The organism is Rhodopseudomonas palustris HaA2 (assembly GCF_000013365.1).
Taxonomy (GTDB): Bacteria; Pseudomonadota; Alphaproteobacteria; order Rhizobiales; family Xanthobacteraceae; genus Rhodopseudomonas; species Rhodopseudomonas palustris_J.
The window spans coordinates 92,006-112,865 of the sequence record NC_007778.1 but is presented as its reverse complement, the minus strand read 5'-3'; the positions used below and the strand labels follow the sequence as shown (position 1 = coordinate 112,865).

At 67.0% G+C, this 20,860-nt stretch carries 17 protein-coding genes and 1 riboswitch; of the genes, 12 read left to right on the top strand and 5 right to left on the bottom strand.

The annotated features are described in order from the left end of the window. The first annotated feature begins 384 nt into the window (after nucleotides 1-384). Nucleotides 385-582, top strand: a riboswitch (cobalamin riboswitch). A gap of 106 nt (nucleotides 583-688) precedes the next feature. After that, nucleotides 689-2,956, top strand: a complete 2,268-nt coding sequence (locus tag RPB_RS00510; protein WP_011439004.1) for a TonB-dependent receptor — start codon at nucleotides 689-691, stop codon at nucleotides 2,954-2,956. Nucleotides 2,957-2,958: 2 nt separating this feature from the next. Continuing rightward, the gene (locus RPB_RS00505; RefSeq protein WP_011439003.1) at nucleotides 2,959-4,407 is read left to right on the top strand and encodes a PepSY domain-containing protein; all 1,449 of its coding nucleotides are present in this window, start codon (nucleotides 2,959-2,961) and stop codon (nucleotides 4,405-4,407) included. A 12-nt stretch (nucleotides 4,408-4,419) separates the two neighbouring features. On the opposite strand, the gene RPB_RS00500 is transcribed toward RPB_RS00505, so the two are convergent. Continuing rightward, nucleotides 4,420-5,862, bottom strand: coding sequence for a TAXI family TRAP transporter solute-binding subunit (locus RPB_RS00500; protein ID WP_011439002.1), 1,443 nt, complete (start codon nucleotides 5,860-5,862; stop codon nucleotides 4,420-4,422). 166 nt (nucleotides 5,863-6,028) lie between these two features. Between RPB_RS00500 and RPB_RS00495 the strand changes: the two genes are divergently transcribed. Together RPB_RS00495 and RPB_RS00490 are read left to right on the top strand one after the other, a co-directional pair. Continuing rightward, the gene (locus RPB_RS00495; protein WP_011439001.1) at nucleotides 6,029-6,334 is read left to right on the top strand and encodes a 4a-hydroxytetrahydrobiopterin dehydratase; all 306 of its coding nucleotides are present in this window, start codon (nucleotides 6,029-6,031) and stop codon (nucleotides 6,332-6,334) included. An 87-nt stretch (nucleotides 6,335-6,421) separates the two neighbouring features. After that, entirely contained in the window at nucleotides 6,422-6,796 is a 375-nt protein-coding gene (locus tag RPB_RS00490) for a YkvA family protein (protein ID WP_011439000.1), read from the top strand. A 15-nt stretch (nucleotides 6,797-6,811) separates the two neighbouring features. Here the strand turns inward: RPB_RS00490 and RPB_RS00485 are convergent, their stop codons facing one another. After that, nucleotides 6,812-7,435: a TetR/AcrR family transcriptional regulator gene (locus tag RPB_RS00485; protein ID WP_011438999.1), complete on the bottom strand. Its 624-nt coding sequence runs from the start codon at nucleotides 7,433-7,435 to the stop codon at nucleotides 6,812-6,814. Between the two features lie 165 nt (nucleotides 7,436-7,600). On the opposite strand from RPB_RS00485, the gene RPB_RS00480 reads away from it, so the two are divergent. After that, nucleotides 7,601-9,769 carry a phytoene desaturase family protein gene (locus tag RPB_RS00480; protein ID WP_011438998.1) on the top strand — a complete coding sequence of 723 codons (2,169 nt, stop codon included), beginning with the start codon at nucleotides 7,601-7,603 and terminating at the stop codon, nucleotides 9,767-9,769. A gap of 95 nt (nucleotides 9,770-9,864) precedes the next feature. On the opposite strand, the gene RPB_RS00475 is transcribed toward RPB_RS00480, so the two are convergent. Further along, entirely contained in the window at nucleotides 9,865-10,839 is a 975-nt protein-coding gene (locus RPB_RS00475; protein WP_011438997.1) for an NADPH:quinone oxidoreductase family protein, read from the bottom strand. Nucleotides 10,840-11,129: 290 nt separating this feature from the next. On the opposite strand from RPB_RS00475, the gene RPB_RS00470 reads away from it, so the two are divergent. From RPB_RS00470 to RPB_RS00445, 6 genes are all read left to right on the top strand, one after another. Further along, a complete protein-coding gene (locus tag RPB_RS00470; RefSeq protein ID WP_041798468.1) occupies nucleotides 11,130-11,714 on the top strand; it encodes an invasion associated locus B family protein in 585 nt (194 codons plus the stop codon). Between the two features lie 231 nt (nucleotides 11,715-11,945). After that, nucleotides 11,946-13,145, top strand: a complete 1,200-nt coding sequence (rlmN, locus tag RPB_RS00465; protein WP_011438995.1) for a 23S rRNA (adenine(2503)-C(2))-methyltransferase RlmN — start codon at nucleotides 11,946-11,948, stop codon at nucleotides 13,143-13,145. Between the two features lie 142 nt (nucleotides 13,146-13,287). Beyond that, nucleotides 13,288-13,779, top strand: a complete 492-nt coding sequence (locus RPB_RS00460) for a hypothetical protein (protein ID WP_011438994.1) — start codon at nucleotides 13,288-13,290, stop codon at nucleotides 13,777-13,779. A 42-nt stretch (nucleotides 13,780-13,821) separates the two neighbouring features. Then, a complete protein-coding gene (locus tag RPB_RS00455; RefSeq protein WP_011438993.1) occupies nucleotides 13,822-14,610 on the top strand; it encodes a phosphatase PAP2 family protein in 789 nt (262 codons plus the stop codon). A gap of 103 nt (nucleotides 14,611-14,713) precedes the next feature. Further along, nucleotides 14,714-16,051, top strand: coding sequence for an argininosuccinate synthase (argG, locus tag RPB_RS00450; protein ID WP_011438992.1), 1,338 nt, complete (start codon nucleotides 14,714-14,716; stop codon nucleotides 16,049-16,051). Nucleotides 16,052-16,348: 297 nt separating this feature from the next. Next, nucleotides 16,349-18,103: an alkaline phosphatase gene (locus tag RPB_RS00445; RefSeq protein WP_011438991.1), complete on the top strand. Its 1,755-nt coding sequence runs from the start codon at nucleotides 16,349-16,351 to the stop codon at nucleotides 18,101-18,103. A gap of 111 nt (nucleotides 18,104-18,214) precedes the next feature. Here RPB_RS00445 and RPB_RS00440 read toward each other — a convergent pair whose 3' ends face one another. Together RPB_RS00440 and RPB_RS00435 are read right to left on the bottom strand one after the other, a co-directional pair. Beyond that, nucleotides 18,215-18,793, bottom strand: a complete 579-nt coding sequence (locus RPB_RS00440) for a thermonuclease family protein (RefSeq protein ID WP_011438990.1) — start codon at nucleotides 18,791-18,793, stop codon at nucleotides 18,215-18,217. Between the two features lie 95 nt (nucleotides 18,794-18,888). Then, nucleotides 18,889-19,110, bottom strand: coding sequence for a DUF1674 domain-containing protein (locus tag RPB_RS00435; protein ID WP_011438989.1), 222 nt, complete (start codon nucleotides 19,108-19,110; stop codon nucleotides 18,889-18,891). A 165-nt stretch (nucleotides 19,111-19,275) separates the two neighbouring features. Here RPB_RS00435 and RPB_RS00430 point away from each other — a divergent pair, with 165 nt between their 5' ends. After that, nucleotides 19,276-20,628 (top strand): RsmB/NOP family class I SAM-dependent RNA methyltransferase, encoded by a 1,353-nt coding sequence (locus RPB_RS00430; RefSeq protein WP_011438988.1) that lies wholly within the window; start codon nucleotides 19,276-19,278, stop codon nucleotides 20,626-20,628. The last annotated feature ends 232 nt before the right edge of the window (nucleotides 20,629-20,860 follow it).

Here is a 20,860-nt window from a genome sequence, read left to right as displayed (position 1 = left end):
GGCACTTGCACGCGTTGCGACGCAATATAACCAAAAATCGCGAAAAAACAATGACGATCGGGGATTTGTTGTTTTCATCAGCTGCGTCCGGGGGTTGCGCGGACTGAGGCCGGCGCGCCGTTTCGCATGGCGGGCCCGGACGGTCAGCAGTCTCGTATTACCGTCCACGTGTCCGAAGCTTGGCGGTCGAAACGAACCGGCCAATCTCAGACGGGAAGGCTTGCGGACAGTATATGTAATGTTATAACGTTGCGTATACGGAACTTCTCGTCTCGCAGTCAGGGTCCCGCCATCCCGCGACGCGGTCGGCGGACCTCCGAGCCCGGTCGGACTAGCGGACGGGAAAACAACGGGCGGGTTCGTTGACAGCATTCGGAGAGCTCCAGTACGGTCGCGCCCGACGGTTCCCGCAAGGGATCAATAGGGAATGCGGTGAGGGTCGCGCGCGATCCGATTCCGCGGCTGCCCCCGCAACTGTGAGCGGCGAGCCTTTCGCCACACGCCACTGGGCCTCGTGCCTGGGAAGGCGGCGAAAGGCACGGACCCGCGAGCCAGGAGACCTGCCGTCGTTCGTGGTCACACGCGAGCGCATCGGGCGGGGTGTCCTGGTGAGTGTCGAACTGCGGCCGTCCGGCTGCGGCAAGGCCTTGGCTTGCGGTGACGTGCCACGTTAACCGCGAGTCCCTCGATGTCTCCCTCTCCGACTGCTTCCGGGCGCAACCGTCGCCTGCTGTCCTCCGTCGCCCTGACGGCTCTGCTGTGGCCCGCTGCCGGCCACGCCCAATCCGCGCCGCGCGGCCTCGACCCGATCGTGGTCGAAGGCCAGACCGCGCGGCCGTCCAAGCCGCGCGCGGCTTCGTCCGCGGCCGGCTCGTCGCGGACGCGCCGGGCCTCGGCGCCCGCGTCACGCCCGCCTGCCGCGCCTGCTGCCGCGCCGTCAGCCGCCGTCGCAGCCGTGCCGACCTTCAATCTCGGCACGATGGCATCGACCGCCAGCCGCCTCGGATTGACGCCGCTGCAGACCCCCGCCTCCGTCGACATCATCACCGCACAGACCATCGCCGAGCGCGGCCAGCGCGATGTGCTCGACGCGGTCACTCAGAACGCCACAGGCATCACGGCAACACCGGAGCCGGGCAATGGCGGCGTGGTGTTCTCGACCCGCGGTTTCAGCGGCACCGGTTCGGTGATGACCCTGTATGACGGCACCCGCCTGTATGTCGGCGCCGGCACCGTGACCTTCCCGTTCGACACCTGGTCGGCCGAGCGCATCGAGGTGCTACGCGGCCCCGCCTCGGTGATGTACGGCGAAGGCGCGATCGGCGGCGCCATCAACGTGATCACCAAGCAGCCGCTCGACGTGCAGCGCAACCAGGCCGAAGTGTCGCTCGACACCAATCTGACGCGACGGATCGCGGTCGACTCCGGTGGTCCGATCAACAAGGATGTCTCCTATCGCATCACCGCCACCGGCAACATGTCCGACGGTTGGGTCGATCGCGACAAGACTTCGAACATCGCCGTCTCGGCCGCCGTCAAGGTGAAGCAGACCGACCACCTGACCTGGACCCTGTCCACCGCCTATGGCGACCGCCACCCGTCGCTGTATTACGGCACGCCGCTGGTCAATGGCCGGCTCGACGAATCGCTGCGTTTCAAGAACTACAACGTCGGCGACAGCAGCATCCGCTATCAGGACAGCTGGACGCAGTTGAAGTCCGAGTGGCAGGTGACCGACAGCATCACCGTCCGCAACGCGCTGTACTATCTGAACAGCCGCAGGCACTGGAAGAGCGCGGAGGAATACGCCTTCAACCCGACCACCCGCCAGGTCGACCGCAGCACTTATCTGGAGATCTTCCACGACCAGCAGCAGATTGGCGACCGCATGGATGCGACGGTGCGCGGCCATCTGTTCGGACTGGAAAACACCTTTGTCGCCGGGTTCGACGTCAACCGCATCAACTTCAAGCACACCAATAATTCGCCCTACGGCGGAACGTCGTCGGTCGATCCGTACAATTTCGATCCGGGCTTGTTTGCGAGCCCGGATCTGACACGACCGGGCTATTCCAGCGTCACCAATCAGTATGCGGTGTTCGCCGAGAACCGTCTGCAACTCACCGAGCAATTGGCGCTGATCGGCGGCATCCGGCAGGACCAGCCGACCGTGGAGCGGACCGATCTGCGAAACCCGGCTAACAATTACACCCGATCGTATTCTTCGACGACGTGGCGGGCCGGGGCGGTGTACACGCCGATCCAGGACCTCGCCTTCTACGGCCAATATTCGACCGCGGTCGATCCGGTCGGCGGTTTGGTGACGGCGAGCAACGCCAATGCGAAGTTCGAACTGGCGACCGGCAAGCAGGTCGAGATCGGCGTCAAGCAATCGTTCTGGGGCGGGCGTGGCGAGTGGACCCTGGCGGGCTACCACATCGTCAAGAACAACCTGCTTGCGCGCTCTTCGGAAGATCCAGATCAGGTCGTCCAAGTCGGGCAGCAATCGTCACGCGGTATCGAAGCGTCGGTTGGCTTGGCGCTCGACCACGGTTGGCGGGTCGACGCCAACACCACCTTCCTGCAGGCGAAATACGACGACTTCGTGCAGTCAGTTAATGACGTGGGCGTGAACTTCGCCGGCAACGTGCCGATCAACGTGCCGCTCAACGTCTCGAACGCGTGGCTGACCTGGGCGTTTGCGGCCGGCTGGTCCGCCAATGCCGGCGTGCAGGTGGTCGGCAAGCGCTTTGCCGACGCCGCCAACACGCTGGAGATGCCGGGCTACACGCTTGTCAATGCCGGTCTGCAGTGGAAGCCGGACGCCGCCTCGACGCTATCGCTGCGGCTCTACAACATCTTCGACAAGGTCTATGCGACGTCGAGCTATGTCGACAACCAATGGCTGCTGGGGCGGCCCCGCACCGCGGAGCTGTCTTACAACGTCAAGTTCTGACGATGCGCCGCATCACCAGGCGGCTGAAGCGGTGGCTGTATCTCGGCCACCGCTGGCTCGGGATCGCGTGCTGTCTGTTGTTCGCGATCTGGTTCATCTCCGGCGTGGTGATGATGTATGTGGCGTTCCCGCAATTCGACGCTAAGGAGCGCCGGGCAGCGCTGCCGGATCTCGCCTTCAGCGAAATCCGGCTCGCCCCCGATCAGGCGATGGCGGCGGCCGGGCTGACGACCTATCCGCGTGAACTCCGTCTTGCGATGCAGGACGGCGAGCCGGTGTACCGACTCGCCGGCACGAACAGACGGCGGCAGGCGATCTCCGCCGTCGACGGCCGGGCGCTCGGCGACATATCGCCCGAACAGGCGCTGGCGGTGGCGCGGCATCATCCCGCCGCTGTGGCGCCGGCGCTGCTCGACATCGTCGATCGCGACCAATGGAGCGTCACCGCGCGGTTCGATCCGTTGCGGCCGCTGTTTCTGATCGGGCTCGGCGACGATGCCGGCACCGAGCTTTACGTCTCGCAGAAGACCGGCGAGATCGTGCTCGACACCAATCGTCACGAGCGGGTCTGGAACTGGCTCGGCGCGATTCCGCACTGGATCTATCTCACCTTGCTGCGCCAGGACGCGCCGCTGTGGCGACAGGTGGTGATGTGGACCTCTGGGATCTGTTTGCTGGTCGCGATCAGCGGGATCTGGATCGGGCTGCTGCGCGCCGGATTGCGGCGGCGCTATGCGTCGGGCCGGATCACGCCCTATCGCGGCTGGATGGCGTGGCATCACCTCACCGGCCTCGTCGCCGGCGTACTGGTGCTGACCTGGATGGCCTCGGGCTGGCTGTCGGTCAATCCGTTTGAGCTGTTCGCGCGCCGCGGCGACAGTCGCGAGGCGCTGCAGCGCTATGCCGGCCACGACGCGCCGACGATCGCGTCCACACTCCCCGCACGCGACCGGCCCGGCGTCGTCGAAGCGCGCTTCATCTGGGTCGGCGGCGCGCCGCTGATGCTGCTGGCGCATCGCGACGGATCGCAGAGCGTGGCCGATCCGGCGAGCGGCGCATCGCGGACGCTGTCACCGGAGCGGATCTTCGACGCGGCGGCGCGGCTGCTCCCTGACGCCACGATGACGCTGCGGCAGCGGCTGGAGGAGCCCGACGCCTATTGGTACTCGCATCATCATCAGCGCGTGCTGCCGGTGCTGCGCGCCGGCTTCGACGATGCCGCCGCTACCTGGTATCATCTCGACCCGTCGACCGGCGAAATTCTCGGGCGCAGCGATCGCAGCCGCCGGGTCTATCGCTGGCTGTTCAACGCGCTGCACAGCTTCGATTTCCCGGTGCTGATCGCGCACCGGCCGGCGTGGGACATCGTGGTGATTGTATTGTCGCTGGCGGGGCTGGTGATTTCGGTCAGCGGCATCCTGCTCGGCTGGCGGCGGCTGCGCCGCGCGTGATCACGGCGGGGCTCACACCACCTGCGGCCGCGCCGGGCGGATCGGTGGCGCCGGCGGGATCGCCGCCAGCAGCATCTTGCGATCGACCACGGCGTTGTGGAACTGCTCCAGCGCGATGCTGAAGGCGGTCAGCGCCGCGCTGTCGATCGCGCCGTTCTCGTAGCAGTTCAGCGCGTCGCGCAGGATCGCATCGGCCTCGGTCTGCATCGCGTCGAGTTCGTCCTGCGCGTCGCAGCGCCGCGCCGCCGCCAGCATGTCGAGCAGCCGGTCGCGCTGCGAGGCGTTGGTGTTGCGTTCGTCTTTCCGCAGATAGCTCGCGAACCAGGCGCCGAGCGAGCCGGTCGCCGACAGCCCCATCAGCGAAAACCAGATCAGGTCACTGTAGCGGTCGAGAAAGCTGCGCTGCTCGCCGTCGACATAGGCAGCGGCACCCGCCTGCACCGGGATCACCGCGTCCTTGTCGGTGTCGGGCGTCTCGATCTTCGCGGCCAGCGGATTCTCCGTCATCACGGTCTGGCGCGCCGTGAACAATTGTTGGGTGAAACTCGCGATGGTGGCGTCGGAGACGCCGTCGCGCGCCACGATGTAATGCGAGAAGCTGATGGTCTTGACGTCGTCGCCCGGCCGCGCCGGGGCGCCGCCGAAGGCGCCGGCGGGGATCGACGCCGATTCATACGACGGATGGTTGGCGGCCAGCGCTTCGGACGAATCGATGCCGAGGAACACCGGCTCCCGGCCGGAACTCGCAGTGGCCGCCAAAGCCTCGCCGATCACCTTGCTGTTGAGCGGTCCGGCCGCGAGAAACGCGTCGGCCTTGCCGGTCCGCACCGCCTCTGCGACGTCGGCCGCGGTGAGCTGCACGCTCTCGACCTTGGCGGGGTCGATGCCGTATTGGCGCAGGATCACCGCGAGCAGCCCCGCATTGGCTTCGGTGCGGCCGATCACGCCGACGCGCTTGCCGACCAGCTGGGTGATGGTAGTGACCCCGGCGACAGCGGCTTTCCTGCGTTTGCCGCTCGCGGGCCGGCCGGGCGCCCACAGCACGGCGACGTTCTTGTGCAGCACCGCGACCGAGCGGGCGTTGCGCGGCACCGGCAGATCGCCGCGGATCACCGCAAGATCGGTGGTGTCTGATTTCAGCGCCGCGGCGCTGGCGGCCGGGCCGTCGGTGACGATGGGCCGCATCCGGACGATGTTGCGCTCGCGCGAGAACGCCTGCGCCAGCGCCTGGATCAGCCGCAGATCGTCGCTGGCCTGCGGACCGACGGCGATCTTCAGCGTCGTCGGCCGCATCGCGAAATAATACGCAGCACTGATGGCGCCGACCAGCGCCAGGATCGCGGCCAGCGAAATCAGCGTCGTCTTGCGTCGCACCGGGCGCGCAGACATATGCAGCAAAGGGTCCACCGGCTCGGGCTCGTCCATCGACCGGGCGAATAGTCGCTTGAAATCCATCCCGGTCAGAGCCCCATCATAGCAGTTCCATCGCCGTGCGACCTTTCGTTTCGCCGCCCCGCGCCGATATGGTGAATCGGCGCTGGCGACGCATTGGGCCCGCGCTTTGTGGCCGAGTTGGCGCAGACGGTGCCCCGGCGATAAATTTGACGTGAGGAGAGCGAGCATGGTCGAGCGGCTGACGGGCAGGGAGCGACAGCAGGCATTGCAGAGCATCGCCGGCTGGCGCGAGGTCGAGGGCCGCGATGCAATCGCGCGCAGCTTCGTGTTCACGGATTTCAACGAGGCGTTCGGCTTCATGACCCGCGTCGCGCTGGTCGCCGAGAAGGCCGACCATCACCCGGAATGGCGCAACGTCTACAAGACCGTCGAGGTGGTGCTGACGACGCACGACGCCGGTGGCGTCACCCGCCGCGACATCGATCTGGCGGCGGCGATGAATGCGATCGCGGGTCAATTCGGCGTCGCGTGAGGTTCCGCCCAGGTTGCGGCGGGACGTCCTCATCACCAGATGAAAGGGCAAGAACGATTGCATTTCCGCACGCGCGGAGGAGACGCGATGACCACCGAACACAGCGTTGGTTTCGAGCCGGCCGACAAGCTCGCGCAGGATCCCGAGAGCGTGCGCCGCCGGTTCTGGCACAAGATCAAGCGGGTCGCGGCGCATCTGCCGTTCGCCGAGGATATCCTGGCCGCCTATTACTGCGCGTTCGACCGCCAGACGCCGCGGCATGTCCAGGTCGCGCTGCTCGGCGCCATCGCCTATTTCGTACTGCCGTTCGACTTCATGCCGGACATCCTGCCGATCCTCGGCTTCACCGACGACGCCGCGATTCTCGCCACCGCGCTGCGCATGGTCGCGAGCAACATCACCCCCGCGCACCGCGAAGCGGCGCGGGCGGCGATGCAGCGCGGGCTCGAAGACGAGACCTGACGGGCGGCGCGACAGCTACGCCGGCCGCATCATCCGCTCCGTCGCACGCGTCGCCAGCGCGGCCCGCTGGGCGATCGCCTCGGCGTCGAACGGCGGTTCGGCACCGAGCAGCGTCTGCAGTTGCGCGAAGCCGATCAGCACCGAGAAATACACGCTGAGCAGCGTTGCGATGTCGTCGCCCCGGATGATGCCGCGCGCCGCGGCCTGATCGAAGAACCGCGTCGCCGCCCGCATCACCGGCTGCCGGCCGTTGGCGTCGAGTTCGCGCGCCACCATGCCGCCGCCGCGCCCGGCTTCGGCTATCGCGAGGCGATACATCGCGGTTCGCTCCGGATGCAGCAATTCGCCGAGAAAGCGCTGCCCGAACTGCTCGAGCACGACGAGGAACTGCGCGCGATCCTGCGGCGCCGGCAGATCGAGCGAGGGCTGCATCTTCTGGCTGCCGTAGCGCACCAGGGCGCTCAGGATGTCCTGCTTGCTGGCGAAGAATTCGTACAGCGTCCGCTTCGAGGTCTTGGCCCGGCGGACGATCTCGGCGGTGGTCGCCGCCTCGAAGCCTTTTTCGACGAAGACGTCGAAAGCCGCCTGCAAAATCGCGGCGCGGCGCGGGTCGTCGCTGGTTTTAGCCTGTTCATTCATCGGGTTAGGTGTCTTCGTCGCAGGTGGCAATTGTTGGTACCAATCGGTACCGGATGTGCTATGGATTGGTACCCGATGGTACCGGAAGCGCCGGCGGCGTCAATGTTGCGGCCGCTCAATGGCTCCGGCGCAGCCACCGGCGATGATTCGACCCCGGAGGCCGCGATGAAGACCTTCCTGACCGTGAAACTGGTGCTGGTGCCGTTCGCGCTGTTCTGGGCGCTGCTGGCGATGGGCCACGTCGACTGGGCAATCGGCGCGGGGCTCGTGCTGGCTCTGATCGGCAATGCTTGGCGTGCGTGGCGGCGCGAATTGTTCGTGCTTGAAGTCGGCGGGCTGGTGCTGTTTCTCGGCCTCGGCGGGTTGCTGCTCGTGGTGCCCGATCTCGCGGCGCCGACCGCGCTGTGGCTCTCGTTCGCGGGGCTGTCCGCGATCAGCATCGCGAGCCTGGTTGTGCGCCGGCCGTGGACCTCGGACTACGCCCGCGCCGCCTATCCGGACAATGCCGCCACGCCGCAGTTCTTCGTCATCAACGCCGCGATCACCGCGCTGTGGGCGGTGCTGTTCGCCGCGATCGCCGCCTGCCGCTATGCCGGCGCGCCGGGCGGTGTGATTGCCGCCCTCGTCATCGGCGGCGCGCTGATCTCGATCTTCGGGCCGAGGCTGGCGATCCGCTTTGTTCTGCAGCGGCTGGCCGCTTCGGGCGAAACCTATCGTTGGCCGGCGCCGTCCTTCGCGCGCGACAATGCGGCGGATTGCGACGTTGCGGTGATCGGCGCCGGCATCGGCGGGCTGACCGCCGCGGCGCTGCTCGCCGATGCGGGGCTGAAGGTGAAGGTGTTCGATCAGCACGTCGTCGCCGGCGGCTATTGCCATACCTATCTGCGCAAGGCGCATCACCTCAACAAGCCGGTGCTGTATCGCTTCGACGCCGGGCCGCACGATTTCTCCGGCGTGCAGCCGGGCGGGCCGTTCGCCACGTTGCTGCTACGACTCGGCGTCGCCGACCGCATCACGTGGGAGCGGGTGACGCAGAGCTTCCACACCGCGCGCGGCGCAATCGACGTGCCGCCGGACTGGCGCGACTACGTCCGCGTGCTCGGCGAGCGGTTTCCGGACAGCGCCGCCGGGATCAAGTCGCTGTTCGAGGAGATCAAGGCGATCTTCGACGACATGTTCTCGACCGCCGCGAGCCGCGGCGGCGTTCCCGGGCCGCCGTCGACGATCGACGAATTGCTGGCGTTTCCGCGCGCGCATCCGCATGCCTACAAATGGATGAACAGGCCGTTCGCCGAGCTGGTCGCGGCGCATGTCCGCGATCCCGCTGTGGTCGCAGTGATCGACGGGCTGGCGGGCTATATCGGCGACGGCAGCGAGCCGCCGAGCTGCGCCCGGATGGTGCCGATCTTCGGCTACTACTTCCACGGCGGCTATTATCCGCGCGGCGGCTCGGGCGTGGTCGCCGATGCGCTGGTCGAGGCGATCGAAGCGCGCGATGGTGAGGTGCGGCTGAAGACCGCCGTGAAACAGATCATCGTCGAGAACGGAAGCGCCGCCGGCGTGGTGCTCGCCGATGGCGAGAGGGTGCGCGCCCGTGCGGTGGTGTCGAATGCCGACTTCAAGCGCACGCTGCTCGAACTGGTGCCCGCGGCGGCGCTGCCGCGCGGCGTTCGCGACGATCTCGCCGCGGCGGCGCCGGCGAATTCTTGCTTCAGCGTGCATCTCGGCGTCGATTTCGTCCCGGACCTCGGTCCCTCGACGCATCTGCACGCGCCAATGCCGCTCGGCATCGCGATGATGTCGAAATGCGACCCCACCGCCGCGCCGCCGGGACATGCGATCCTCTCCCTGATCGCGCTGGTGCCGCATGACGAGGCGAAGAGCTGGTTTCCGCAGGAGAGTGGCGGCAACGACTGGAAGGAGTGGCGGCGCTCCGAAGATTACTTGCGGCGCAAGGAGGAATTCGGCGACCGCATGATCGCCGCCGCAGAGACGGCGATCCCCGGGCTGTCGCAGCACATCGTGTATCGCACCGACGCCAGCCCGGTGACCTATGCGCGCTACGACTGGGCGAGCTTCGGCGCGATCTACGGGATGTCGACCGCGGGACAGCTCAAAGGCTCGAAAACCGCGCTGCGCCATCTGGTGATCGCCGGCGGCGGCAATATCGGCGCCGGGGTCGAAGCGGTGGTGATCTCCGGCGCCAATGCCGCCGAAGCGCTGGTGCCGGGATTGCTGGCGCGGGCTGGAAGCGAGGCGACAGCGTCGATCAGTTTACTTACGCCAAAGTCCCATGCCCCGGACAAAGCGGACCGCGAAGCGGTGCGCTGCTGATCCGGGCCCCGGTTATTTCGGTGGCAGATCGGGGTCCCGGATCTGCGCCGCAGCGCTGACGCGCTGCCGCTTGTCCGGGACACAGTCTCTCATTCTCAGGGATGCAGGATCACCTTGCCCATCGCCTGGCGGCCGCCGAGGACGTTGAGGGCGTCGGCGGTCTGCGCCAGCGGGAAGGTGCGGTCGACATGCGAGGAGATCTTGCCCTCGGCGGCCCACTGCACCAGCTTTTCCAGATTGGCGCGGTGCTTGGCCGGGTTGATCCTGGTCCAGGCGCCCCAGAACACGCCGCGGATGTCGCAGCCCTTGAGCAGCGCGAGGTTGAGCGGCATTTTCGGGATGTCGCCCGCGGCGAAGCCGATCACCAGGAAGCGGCCTTCCCACGCGATCGAGCGCAAGGCGGCTTCGGCGTACGTGCCGCCGACCGGATCGAAGATGATGTCGACGCCCTTGCCGCCGGTCAGCTTCTTCAGGCCTTCTTTCAGATCTTCCTTGGCGTAGTTCAGCGTCAGCTCGGCGCCGTGCTGTTTGGCGAATTCCAGCTTCTCGTCCGACGAGGCGCAGGCGATCACCTTGAGGCCCATCAGCTTGCCGAGCTCGCAGGCCGCAAGCCCGGTGCCGCCGGCGGCGCCGAGCACGGCCAGCGTTTCGCCCGGCTTCGGGCTGGCGCGATCGTCCAGCGCATGCAGCGCCGTGCCGTAGATGATGATGATGCCCGCGGCGCGGTCGTAGTCGAGATTGTCCGGGATCTTGATGATCGCCGAGGCCGGAAGCGCGATCTTCTCGCGGGCGCCGTTGTGGCCGCAGGACGCCACCACGCGGTCGCCGACTTTCAGATCGGTGACGCCTTCGCCGATGCTCTCGATCACGCCCGCGACTTCAGCGCCCGGCGAGAACGGAAACGGCGGTTTGATCTGGTACTTGCCCTGAATCATCAGGATGTCGAAGAAGTTCAGCGCCGCCGCCTTGATCGCGATCACCGCTTCGCCGGGGCCGGCGACCGGATCGGGGACCTCGGTGAGAACGAGATCGTCGGGACCGCAATATTGCTGGCAGAGTATCGCCTTCATGAATCCACCCTTGGAGGTTTCTGGTTGTCGGGCGTTCTTGCCGGATTTGGCCGCGACGGACAATCGGATTCGGCCCGCGCCGCGCGCAATGACGTCCCCGCTGGGTGGGGGCCTGAGATTCGAACGGTACGGCAGCGACCTGCGGCGCGATCGGATGGGCGCGGCGGCGGTTCGCCGCTTTGCCGAATCGACCATCCCGGCTATTCCGGGTCTGGTGATCAGGCGGATCCCGCAAGCCATGTTGCAGTCACAATGATGAGGGACCAGACTTGCCCATGACGGACGTGTGCATGAGTGCGAGGCGAATTCTGATTGCCGCGATGGCGGGAGCGATGCTGTGGAGCGCCGGCAGCGCCGCACAGGCGCGTCCGGCGTCGAAGGGCGCGACCGCCAAGCCGGAGCCGGCCGCCGCGGCGTCCAACAGCGCCGAGCCGACTTTGATCGGCCAGTTCGGCAGTTGGGGCGCCTATATGGCGACCCCGAACGGCAAGCGGGTCTGCTTCGTCCTCGCCAAACCGTCGTCGTCCAAGACCACCCCGCCGAACCGGCCGCGCGATCCGGCCTATGCCTTCATCTCGACCCGGCCGGCCGAAAAGGTGATCAACGAGGTTTCGGTGATGATCGGTTATCCGCTGAAACCCGGCTCGGAATCGACCATGGAGATCGGCGGAGCGTCGTTCGCGATGTACACCCAGGGCGACGGCCTCTGGATCAAGAACGCCGCCGAGGAAGACCGTCTGGTCGAGGCGCTGCGCAAGGGGCCGGAGGTCACCGTCAAGGGCGTTTCCGCCAAGGGAACCGCGACCACCGACACGTTTTCGTTGAAGGGCCTGGCGCAGGCGCTCGACAAGGTGGCGCAGAGCTGCGGCGGCTGAGGCCCGACTGCCGCGTTTAGCGGCTTTGCAGAACGGCCGAAAAAGCCTATCTGAAATCTGGTTTTCGGGCCCGGGCGATCTCGCTGGTCCCTCATGGTGAGGAGCCCGCCTCTGGCGGGCGTCTCGAACCACGACGTGCCCTGCGCTTCCTCCTTCGAGACGCGGCCTATGGCCGCTCCTCAGGATGAGGCCCGTTCTGCCGCGATTGCCTTTTGCCTGAACCGGACCGCCATGACCCTCGCTGTTGCCGTCGCACCGCTCGAAAAGACCCCGCTGGAGACCTATGTGCCGCCGGCCAAGCCGTCGCTGATCGGGCTGTCGCGCGCCGAACTGGCCGAACGGCTCGGCGCGATCGGCGTGGCGCCGGCGCAGCGCAAGATGCGGGCGCAGCAATTGTGGCACTGGATGTATGTCCGCGGCGCCCGCGATTTCGCCGAGATGACCAACGTCTCCAAGGAGATGCGAGCGACGCTGGCGGAGCATTGCACGGTCGACCGGCCCGAGGTCGTCGCCGAGCAGATCTCCGCCGACGGCACCCGCAAATGGCTGCTGCGGCTGCCGAGTGGCGACGATGTGCAGAAGGCGCACGAGGTCGAGTGCGTCTACATCCCGGAGACCGACCGCGGCACGCTGTGCGTGTCGAGCCAGGTCGGCTGCACGCTGAACTGCTCGTTCTGCCACACCGGCACCCAGCGGCTGGTGCGCAACCTCACCGCCGGCGAGATCGTCGGTCAGGTCATGGTGGCGCGGGATCGCCTGGGCGACTGGATCGATCGCGAGACCCCCAATGGCAACCGTCTCGTCACCAACGTGGTGATGATGGGCATGGGCGAGCCGTTGTACAATTTCGAGGCGGTGCGCGACGCGCTCCTGATCGTCACCGACAATGAAGGCATCGGTATCTCGCGGCGGCGGGTGACGCTGTCGACCTCCGGTGTGGTGCCGAACATCGCCCGCACCGGCGACGAGATCGGCGTGATGCTGGCGATTTCGCTGCACGCGGTGCGCGACGAATTGCGCGACGAACTGGTGCCGCTGAACCGCAAATATCCACTCAAAGAGCTGCTGCAGGCCTGCCGCGACTATCCGGGCGCCTCGAATGCGCGCCGTATCACCTTCGAATATGTGATGCTGAAGGGCGTCAACGATTCGCTCGACGATGCGCGGCGGCTGGTGCAGTTGCTGAAGGGCATTCCGGCCAAGATCAATCTGATCCCGTTCAACCCCTGGCCCGGCTCGAAATACGAGTGCTCGGATTGGGACCAGATCGAGAAGTTCTCGGAGTATGTCTTCAACGCCGGCTATTCCTCGCCGGTCCGTACCCCGCGCGGCCGCGATATTCTCGCCGCCTGCGGACAGTTGAAGTCGGAGACCGAAAAGCTCTCGGTCCGCGAACGCGACGCGCTCCGCGCGATGGCGATGACGGATTGATGGGCAAGATCGCTGCCGAACGTCATCCTGAGGTGCGCGGCGCGCTTGCGGCGCGCCTCGAAGGATGTGCGCACGAAGTCATCCTTCGAGGCTCGCAAGAGCTCGCTCCTCAGGATGACGGCCAGGACTCGCGGAGATACTGATGTCGCTGATCGGCCGGCTGTTCGCCATCGCCTTCGGCTTCCTGTTCGCCAGCCTCGCGGCCGGGCTCGTGGTGGTGGGCACGATGCTGTTTCCGGAACTGAGCGACCTCGCCGGCGGCCCGCTCGATCCGGATGCGCTCAACATCGTGCTCGGCTTCGGCTTCATCTTCGTATCCGGCTTCGCGCTGCTGCCGGCGCTGATCATCGTGCTGGTGACCGAAGCGTTTTCGATCCGCAGCGCGCTGGTCTATGCGATCGGCGGCGGCCTGGTCGGCGTCGGCTGCTATCTCGGGCTGGTGCCGTTCGACCCCGGCACGCTGCAGTTCGACGGCATCGTGCGGCGGCATCTCGAAATCATGACCGGCGCCGGCATCATCGGCGGGCTGGTGTACTGGCTGATTGCCGGCCGCAATGCCGGCCTGTGGCGCGACCCGCCGCGGCAGCCGACGGCCGTCGCACCGCCGTCGCCCCAACCGCCCCCTGCCGCATAGCGCCGCCTTTCCATCCCCCGACGCCTCGGTTAAACCCCCGCCATGAACCGTAAGGGACTTCACATCGCGCTGGCGCTGTTCGCTGCGATCGGATTGCTGTTCGGGCTTTTCCCCGGGCTGGATTTGTGGCTGGCCGGGCTGTTTTACGATCCCGCCACCAAAACCTTCCCGATGCGCGCGGATCAGGATCTCGAATTCCTGCGCGATCTGGCGATGTGGATCGCCTGGGCGATCGCCGCGCCGTCGATCTTCGCGCTTGTTTTCAAGATGGTGCGCCCCGACCGGCCGCTGGTGATGCCGGGCCGCACCGTCGCGTTCCTGCTGATCAGCATCACGCTGTCGGCCGGCGTCCTCACCAACATGACCTTCAAGACCCATTGGGGCCGGCCGCGCCCGGCCGCGGTCGCCGAATTCAACGGCCCGTGGCAGTTCAAGGCGTGGTGGGACCCGCGTGGCGCCTGCCCGAAGAACTGCTCGTTCTTCTCCGGCGAGGGCGCCACGGCGTACTGGACCTTCGCGCCGGCGGCGCTGACGCCGCCCGCGGTACGGCCCTATGCCTACGCTGCGGCATTCGTGTTCGGCACCGTCACCAGCGGGCTGCGGGTAGCGTTCGGCGGGCATTTCTTCACCGACGTGGCGATCGCCGGGCTGGTCACCTTCCTGGTGATCTGGCTGCTCTACGCCCTGATCTATCGCTGGGCGTGGAGCCGGACCTCGGACGCCGCGATCGACGCCGCGCTGACCCGGGCGTTCTGGCCGGGTTATCGCTGGCGCTCGAAATGGCGCGGCCGCGATGTCGGCCCGGCGCCGTCGCCGGCTCCGGCGGCGTGAGCTGCCTTCGACAGACCCGCCCCGATTAAACGCGTGCCCGCCGCCGCGAAGTTTGATATTCGCGCTCCCGACCCGCAAACCGCCCCAGCCGATTGGAAGTCCCATGAGTACGATTCTGAAAAGCCTGCCCAAAGGCGAAAACGTCGGCATCGCGTTTTCGGGCGGGCTCGACACCAGCGCGGCGCTGCTGTGGATGAAGCAGAAGGGCGCTCGCGTGTTCGCCTATACGGCGAATCTCGGCCAGCCCGACGAGGCCGACTACGACGAGATCCCGCGCAAGGCGATGGAGTTTGGCGCCGAGAAGGCCCGGCTGGTCGATTGTCGGTCGCAGCTCGTGCACGAGGGCATCGCCGCGATCCAGTCGGGCGCCTTCCACGTCTCGACCGGCGGCATCGCCTATTTCAACACCACGCCGCTCGGCCGCGCCGTCACCGGCACCATGCTGGTCTCGGCGATGAAGGAGGACGGCGTCAATATCTGGGGCGACGGCTCGACCTACAAGGGCAACGATATCGAGCGGTTCTATCGCTACGGGCTGCTGACCAACCCGGACCTGCGGATCTACAAGCCCTGGCTCGATCAGCAGTTCATCGACGAGCTCGGCGGCCGCGCCGAAATGTCGGCGTTCATGACCGCCGCCGGCTTCGCCTACAAGATGAGTTCGGAAAAGGCGTATTCGACCGACAGCAACCTGCTCGGCGCCACCCACGAGGCCAAGGATCTCGAACACCTCGATTCAGGCATCAGGATCGTCGTCCCGATCATGGGCGTGCCGTTCTGGCGCGAGGATTGCGCTGTCAAGGCCGAGACCGTCTCGGTGCGGTTCGAGGAAGGCCAGCCGGTCGCGCTGAACGGCAAGACGTTCGCCGATCCGGTCGCGCTGTTCCTCGAGGCCAATGCGATCGGCGGCCGGCACGGGCTCGGCATGAGCGACCAGATCGAGAACCGCATCATCGAGGCCAAGAGCCGCGGCATCTACGAGGCGCCGGGCATGGCGCTGCTGCACATCGCCTATGAGCGTCTCGTCACCGGCATCCACAACGAAGACACCATCGAGCAGTATCGCATCAGCGGCATGAAGCTCGGCCGCCTGCTGTATCAGGGTCGCTGGTTCGACTCGCAGGCCTTGATGCTGCGCGAGACGGCGCAGCGCTGGGTGGCGCGCGCCATCACCGGCGAGGTCACGCTCGAGCTGCGCCGCGGCAACGACTACTCGATCCTCAACACGCAGAGCCCGAATCTGACCTATGCGCCGGAGCGGCTCAGCATGGAGAAGGTCGAGGACGCGCCGTTCACGCCGGGCGATCGCATCGGCCAGCTGACGATGCGCAACCTCGATATCGCCGACACCCGCGCCAAGCTGGACATCTTCGCCAAGGCCGGCCTGCTGTCGGCCGGCGAGGGCTCGCACATCCCGAAGCTCGAAAACGACAAGGGCTGAGGCGGCCCACCTTCAACGTCATTCCGGGGCGCACGCAGCGAAGCTGCGGGCGAACCCGGAATCCCGAAGTTCAGGGCACCTCGCGGTCGGACGCAGAACAGTTCGGGATTCCGGGCTCGCGCGGAGCCTGTCATCGGGCCGGCCGAAGGCCGGACCCGGTGGCGCGCCCCGGAATGACGCAAGTGGTCAATCGTAGTGATCAGGCGCGCGTCCCGGAATGACTGCCGCTGCTAAACACCGTCATCGAACCGTCATTTGCCGCTCATACGGTCCGCGCTCCGATTTGGAGCCGTTCCCATGATGCGTTTCGCCACGACCTTTTTTGCCTTGCTGGTGTCGACTTCGTTCGCCGCGGCGCAGACGATCTATCCGATCGACCGCGCCGAAATTCTGGCCGGCGCCCGGTTCGATCTCAAGGTCGAATTCGCCGGCGAAGTCTCCGCCGACAAGGCGACGCTGACCGTCAACGGCACGGATGCCGCAGCGGTGTTCGGCAAGGCTCCGGAGCTGATCGCGCGCGAGGACGGCCGACCGCAATCGGCGCTGCTGCTGCGCGACGTCGCGCTCGACAAACCCGGCGCCTACACGGTCGAGGCCGGCGACGGCGCGGACCGCCGCAGCGTCGGCTGGACGGTGTACGACACTGGGCCGCGCAAGGCCAAGAACGTCATCCTGTTCATCGGCGACGGGCTGTCGCCCGCGCATCGCGTCGCTGCGCGATTGCTGTCGAAGGGCATCAAGGAAGGCCGCGCCGGCGGCAAGCTGGCGATCGACGACATGCCGCAGATGGCGCTGGTGTCGACCGCCGGCAGCGATTCGATCATCACCGATTCCGCCAATGCGGCGAGCGCCTACGCCACCGGCCACAAGGCCGCGGTCAATGCGATGGGCGTCTATGCCGACCGCACCGCGAGCCCGCTCGACGATCCCAGGGTCGAGACGCTGGCGTCGCTGGCGAAGCGGCGGCTGGGACTTGCGATCGGCATCGTCACCAATACCGAGGTGGAAGACGCCACGCCCGCGGCGGTGATCGCCCATACCCGCCGTCGCGCCGCGTATGACGACATCGTCGCGCAGTTCTTTGCCGCAAGTCCCGACGTGCTGATGGGCGGCGGCGCCGCGTATTTCCTGCCGAAGAGCGCGCAGGGCAAGCGCAAGGACGACGTCGACTATCTGGCGAAGTTCCGCGACGCCGGCTACGCGGTCGCCACCAGTGCGACCGAGCTGGCCGCGGCCGGCAAGCCCGACACGCGAAAACTGCTCGGCCTGTTCGCGCCCGGCAACATGGACGGCGTGCTCGATCGCCGCTTCCTGAAAGGCGGCGGCGTCGCGAAGAATCCGGATCAGCCCGATCTGACCGAGCAGGTCGCGGTCGCGCTCGACGTCCTGTCGAAGAACGAGGCCGGCTTCTTCTTGATGGTCGAATCCGGGATGATCGACAAATACGCCCACGCGCTCGACATGGAGCGCGCGGTCTACGACACCATCATGCTCGACAATGCGGTGCGGCAAACGCGCGACTGGGCCAAGGCACGCGGCGACGACACGCTGATCCTGGTGGTCGCCGATCACAACCATCCCAACGCGCTGGTCGGCACCGTGCGCGACGATCTCGCCGAGGGCGAGGACGTGCCGCTGCGCGAACGCATCGGCGTGTATCAGAGAGCCGGCTTTCCGAACTACCCGGCGCCCGACAAGGACGGCTATCCGGATCGCGTCGACGTCAGTCGCCGCCTGGCGATCTTCTCGGCCAGCCTGCCCGATCACTACGAGACGCTGCGGCCGAAGCTCGACGGCCCGAACCAGCCGACCGAGGCCGGCGACAAGCCCGGCACCTTCAAGGCCAACGAGAAGTACAAGGCCGTGCCGGGGGCGGTTTTGCGGCTCGGCAATCTGCCGGCGATGATGAACGCCAGCGTGCATTCCGGCGAGGACGTGATCCTCACCGCGGCGGGGCCGGGCAGCGACCGGGTCCACGGCGCGATGGAAAACACCGACGTGTTCCGGGTCATGGCCGAGGCGCTCGGGCTCGCGGCGGCCTCGGCGAAATAGAGCGTTTTCGAGCGAAGTGGAAACCGGTTCGCGTGAAGAAAACGCGTCAAAACAAGAATCTGGAGTACCGATTCTGATTCTATCAGAACCGGAATTGCTCGAGCGACGGCGTCACCGCCCGCCGCACCAGCCCTCGCGACGCCCGCTGCCGTAAGCCCGGGCGTAGCCGGCTTCCAGCAGCGCGGCGGAGACGCTGGGGGTGCGTTTGGTCGCGACGTCGGCGACGACGCGGCCCTGATATTTGTCGGGGCCGATATTGTAGATCGCCACCTCACCCTGCCGCAGCAGGTCGCGCAGGGCGCCGGTCGCGGCTTCGGCAAGCTTGAGTTCCTGCGCGCACTGCGCCTTCAGCTCCGGCGCGTCGATGCCGCGCAGCCGAACGCGGGTCGCGAGATCCGTTCCCGGCCACAGATGCACCCGCGCCTCGAACGTGTCGCCGTCGATGATATAGAGCACGTCGACCGGGTGCCGCACCGCCGGGTTACCGGCGCGCCGCCACACCGTCTCGCTGTCGTTCCTGAGCGCCTGCGAATCGGGCTCAGCCCAGGGCCACTGCACCCAGTGCCGCGCCGGCAGCATCATTCCGGCCGCGACGCCGAGCACGAACACCCACGGCCAGATCGACCTCAGCCGCCCACGCCAGGGCAGTCGCGCGATCCGTACCGGGTTCGTTCTGAAGAGTGGGGACATATTCCTATGATAACGCGAGTCGGCGACACCCGCAAGGCACGAAGACGTTCGGTGAGCAATTCCGGACGCCGCAGTCCAACATCGGACGCGAGGGCTCAGAAATCCGACGCGATGCCTTTGACTTCCCAGTCGCCGTAGCGGGTCGGTTCGGGGCCTTTCGGACCCTGATACTCCTTGGCGCGCGCGGCGGCGTGTTGCGCGGCTTCGACCCGCCGGGCATCGGCTTCGGCCAGCGCGCGCTTTGCGGCGTCAGGCAGTTCCCGCCGCGGCGGTTCGGTCGGCGCCGCCGGCACGGGCTGCGGATCGGATTTGGTCATCGGCTTCGCCTTTCATTGCGCGCGATTCAGTCGTTTGGTCTATGTCAGCGTATCGCGGCGGCGTCGCGGCGATTCTTAGAATCGGCATATTCGCCTGCCATCCATCGCCGAATTCGCGCCGCCTCGCGCGCGGCATCATCCCCTCCAATGTGATACCCTCAATCCATGCCTGCTCCAAGATTCGCACAGCCGTCGGAGGTGCCCGGACTGGCAGCGCGCCGGATCGCCGCCGACATCCTCGACGGCGTCCTGCAGAAGCGCCGGATGCTGGACGACCAGCTCGAAGGCCCCGCCGCACATCCCGGGCTCAAGACGCTGCCGGATCGTGACCGCGCGCTGATGCGCCGGCTGGTGGCGACCATTCTGCGCCGGCTCGGCACGCTCGAACATCTGCTGGCGCGGATGCTCGATCGCGGGGTTCCGACCGATGCGCCGCGCGCCAAGAGCGCGCTCTTGATCGGCGCCGCGCAGATCCTGTGGATGGATGTTCCGGACCACGCCGCCGTCGATCTGTCGGTGCGGCTGGTGCAGTCCGACCGCCGTGCCGCCAAATATGCCGGCCTTGTCAACGCCGTGCTGCGGCGCTGCGCGCGCGAGGGGCATCCCTTGATCGACGCGGTCGCGGGCCAGGCGCTCGACGTGCCGGAATGGCTGATGGCGCGGTGGCGCGCGCATTACGGCGACGACGCCGCCAAGGCGATCGCGCTTGCGATCAGCCATGAGCCGTCGCTCGACATCACCGTCAAATCCGATCCCGACCATTGGGCCGGGCGGCTGTATGGCGAATTGCTGCCGACCGGCACGGTGCGGACGCTGCTGCAGGGCTCGGTGAAGATGCTGCCGGGCTTCGACGACGGCCAATGGTGGGTGCAGGATGCCGCCGCCGCTTTGCCGGCGCGGCTGTTCGGCGATCTCGCCGGCAAATCGGTGGCCGATCTCTGCGCCGCACCGGGCGGCAAGACCGCGCAACTGGCGCAGGCCGGCGCGCGGGTCAGCGCGATCGATCGCTCGCCGGCGCGGGTGGCGCGGTTGCGCGAAAATCTGGCGCGGCTGGGACTCGAGGCCGAGACCGCCGTGGCTGACGCCACCGAATGGCGCAGCGATGCCCCCGGCAGTTTCGACGGCGTGCTGGTCGACGCCCCCTGCGCCTCGACCGGCACCATCCGCCGGCATCCCGATGTCGCCTGGCTGAAGCAGGAGAGCGACATCGGCGCGCTGTCGGCGGTGCAGAGCCGGCTGCTGCACAAGGCGGTCGCGCTGCTCAAGCCGGGCGGCACGCTGGTCTATTGCACCTGTTCGCTGGAGCCGGAGGAAGGCGAGCAGGTGGTCGGCGCGCTGTTGGACGCCGAGCCCGGGATGCGGCGCCTCCCGGTGGAGCCCGCCGAGGTTGCCGGCCTTGCCGAGATCGTGACCGCCGAGGGCGATGTTCGGACCCTGCCGTCGCATCTGCCCCATGCTGATCCGAGGCTCGCGGGGTTCGATGGGTTCTACGCCGCCCGTCTTACGAAGTCTTTGTAATCATTTTGAAATTGGCAGCCATGGCGCCCCGCCGGGGACGCCGAAACGGTGCCCGTCCACACCCCGCCCAACGGCAGGGTGTGTGCATGGCCAATTCCGGACTAAAAGGATTTGAAACGAATTTTCGTTAATCCGAGGTTGCTTTGGTTCACAACATCCTTTCGCCTCCGCCGCGCAGATGCCCGCAGAGCTGTTTCAGACAAAGCCGCTTTGGACCGCGAAAGTCGCGGAC

Coding starts and splice junctions, on each gene's coding strand:
- RPB_RS00510 (WP_011439004.1), top strand. CDS start 689: ATGTCTCCCTCTCCGACTGCTTCCGGGCGCAACCGTCGCCTGCTGTCC.
- RPB_RS00505 (WP_011439003.1), top strand. CDS start 2,959: ATGCGCCGCATCACCAGGCGGCTGAAGCGGTGGCTGTATCTCGGCCAC.
- RPB_RS00500 (WP_011439002.1), bottom strand. CDS start 5,862: ATGGATTTCAAGCGACTATTCGCCCGGTCGATGGACGAGCCCGAGCCG.
- RPB_RS00495 (WP_011439001.1), top strand. CDS start 6,029: ATGGTCGAGCGGCTGACGGGCAGGGAGCGACAGCAGGCATTGCAGAGC.
- RPB_RS00490 (WP_011439000.1), top strand. CDS start 6,422: ATGACCACCGAACACAGCGTTGGTTTCGAGCCGGCCGACAAGCTCGCG.
- RPB_RS00485 (WP_011438999.1), bottom strand. CDS start 7,435: ATGAATGAACAGGCTAAAACCAGCGACGACCCGCGCCGCGCCGCGATT.
- RPB_RS00480 (WP_011438998.1), top strand. CDS start 7,601: ATGAAGACCTTCCTGACCGTGAAACTGGTGCTGGTGCCGTTCGCGCTG.
- RPB_RS00475 (WP_011438997.1), bottom strand. CDS start 10,839: ATGAAGGCGATACTCTGCCAGCAATATTGCGGTCCCGACGATCTCGTT.
- RPB_RS00470 (WP_041798468.1), top strand. CDS start 11,130: ATGAGTGCGAGGCGAATTCTGATTGCCGCGATGGCGGGAGCGATGCTG.
- rlmN (WP_011438995.1), top strand. CDS start 11,946: ATGACCCTCGCTGTTGCCGTCGCACCGCTCGAAAAGACCCCGCTGGAG.
- RPB_RS00460 (WP_011438994.1), top strand. CDS start 13,288: ATGTCGCTGATCGGCCGGCTGTTCGCCATCGCCTTCGGCTTCCTGTTC.
- RPB_RS00455 (WP_011438993.1), top strand. CDS start 13,822: ATGAACCGTAAGGGACTTCACATCGCGCTGGCGCTGTTCGCTGCGATC.
- argG (WP_011438992.1), top strand. CDS start 14,714: ATGAGTACGATTCTGAAAAGCCTGCCCAAAGGCGAAAACGTCGGCATC.
- RPB_RS00445 (WP_011438991.1), top strand. CDS start 16,349: ATGATGCGTTTCGCCACGACCTTTTTTGCCTTGCTGGTGTCGACTTCG.
- RPB_RS00440 (WP_011438990.1), bottom strand. CDS start 18,793: ATGTCCCCACTCTTCAGAACGAACCCGGTACGGATCGCGCGACTGCCC.
- RPB_RS00435 (WP_011438989.1), bottom strand. CDS start 19,110: ATGACCAAATCCGATCCGCAGCCCGTGCCGGCGGCGCCGACCGAACCG.
- RPB_RS00430 (WP_011438988.1), top strand. CDS start 19,276: ATGCCTGCTCCAAGATTCGCACAGCCGTCGGAGGTGCCCGGACTGGCA.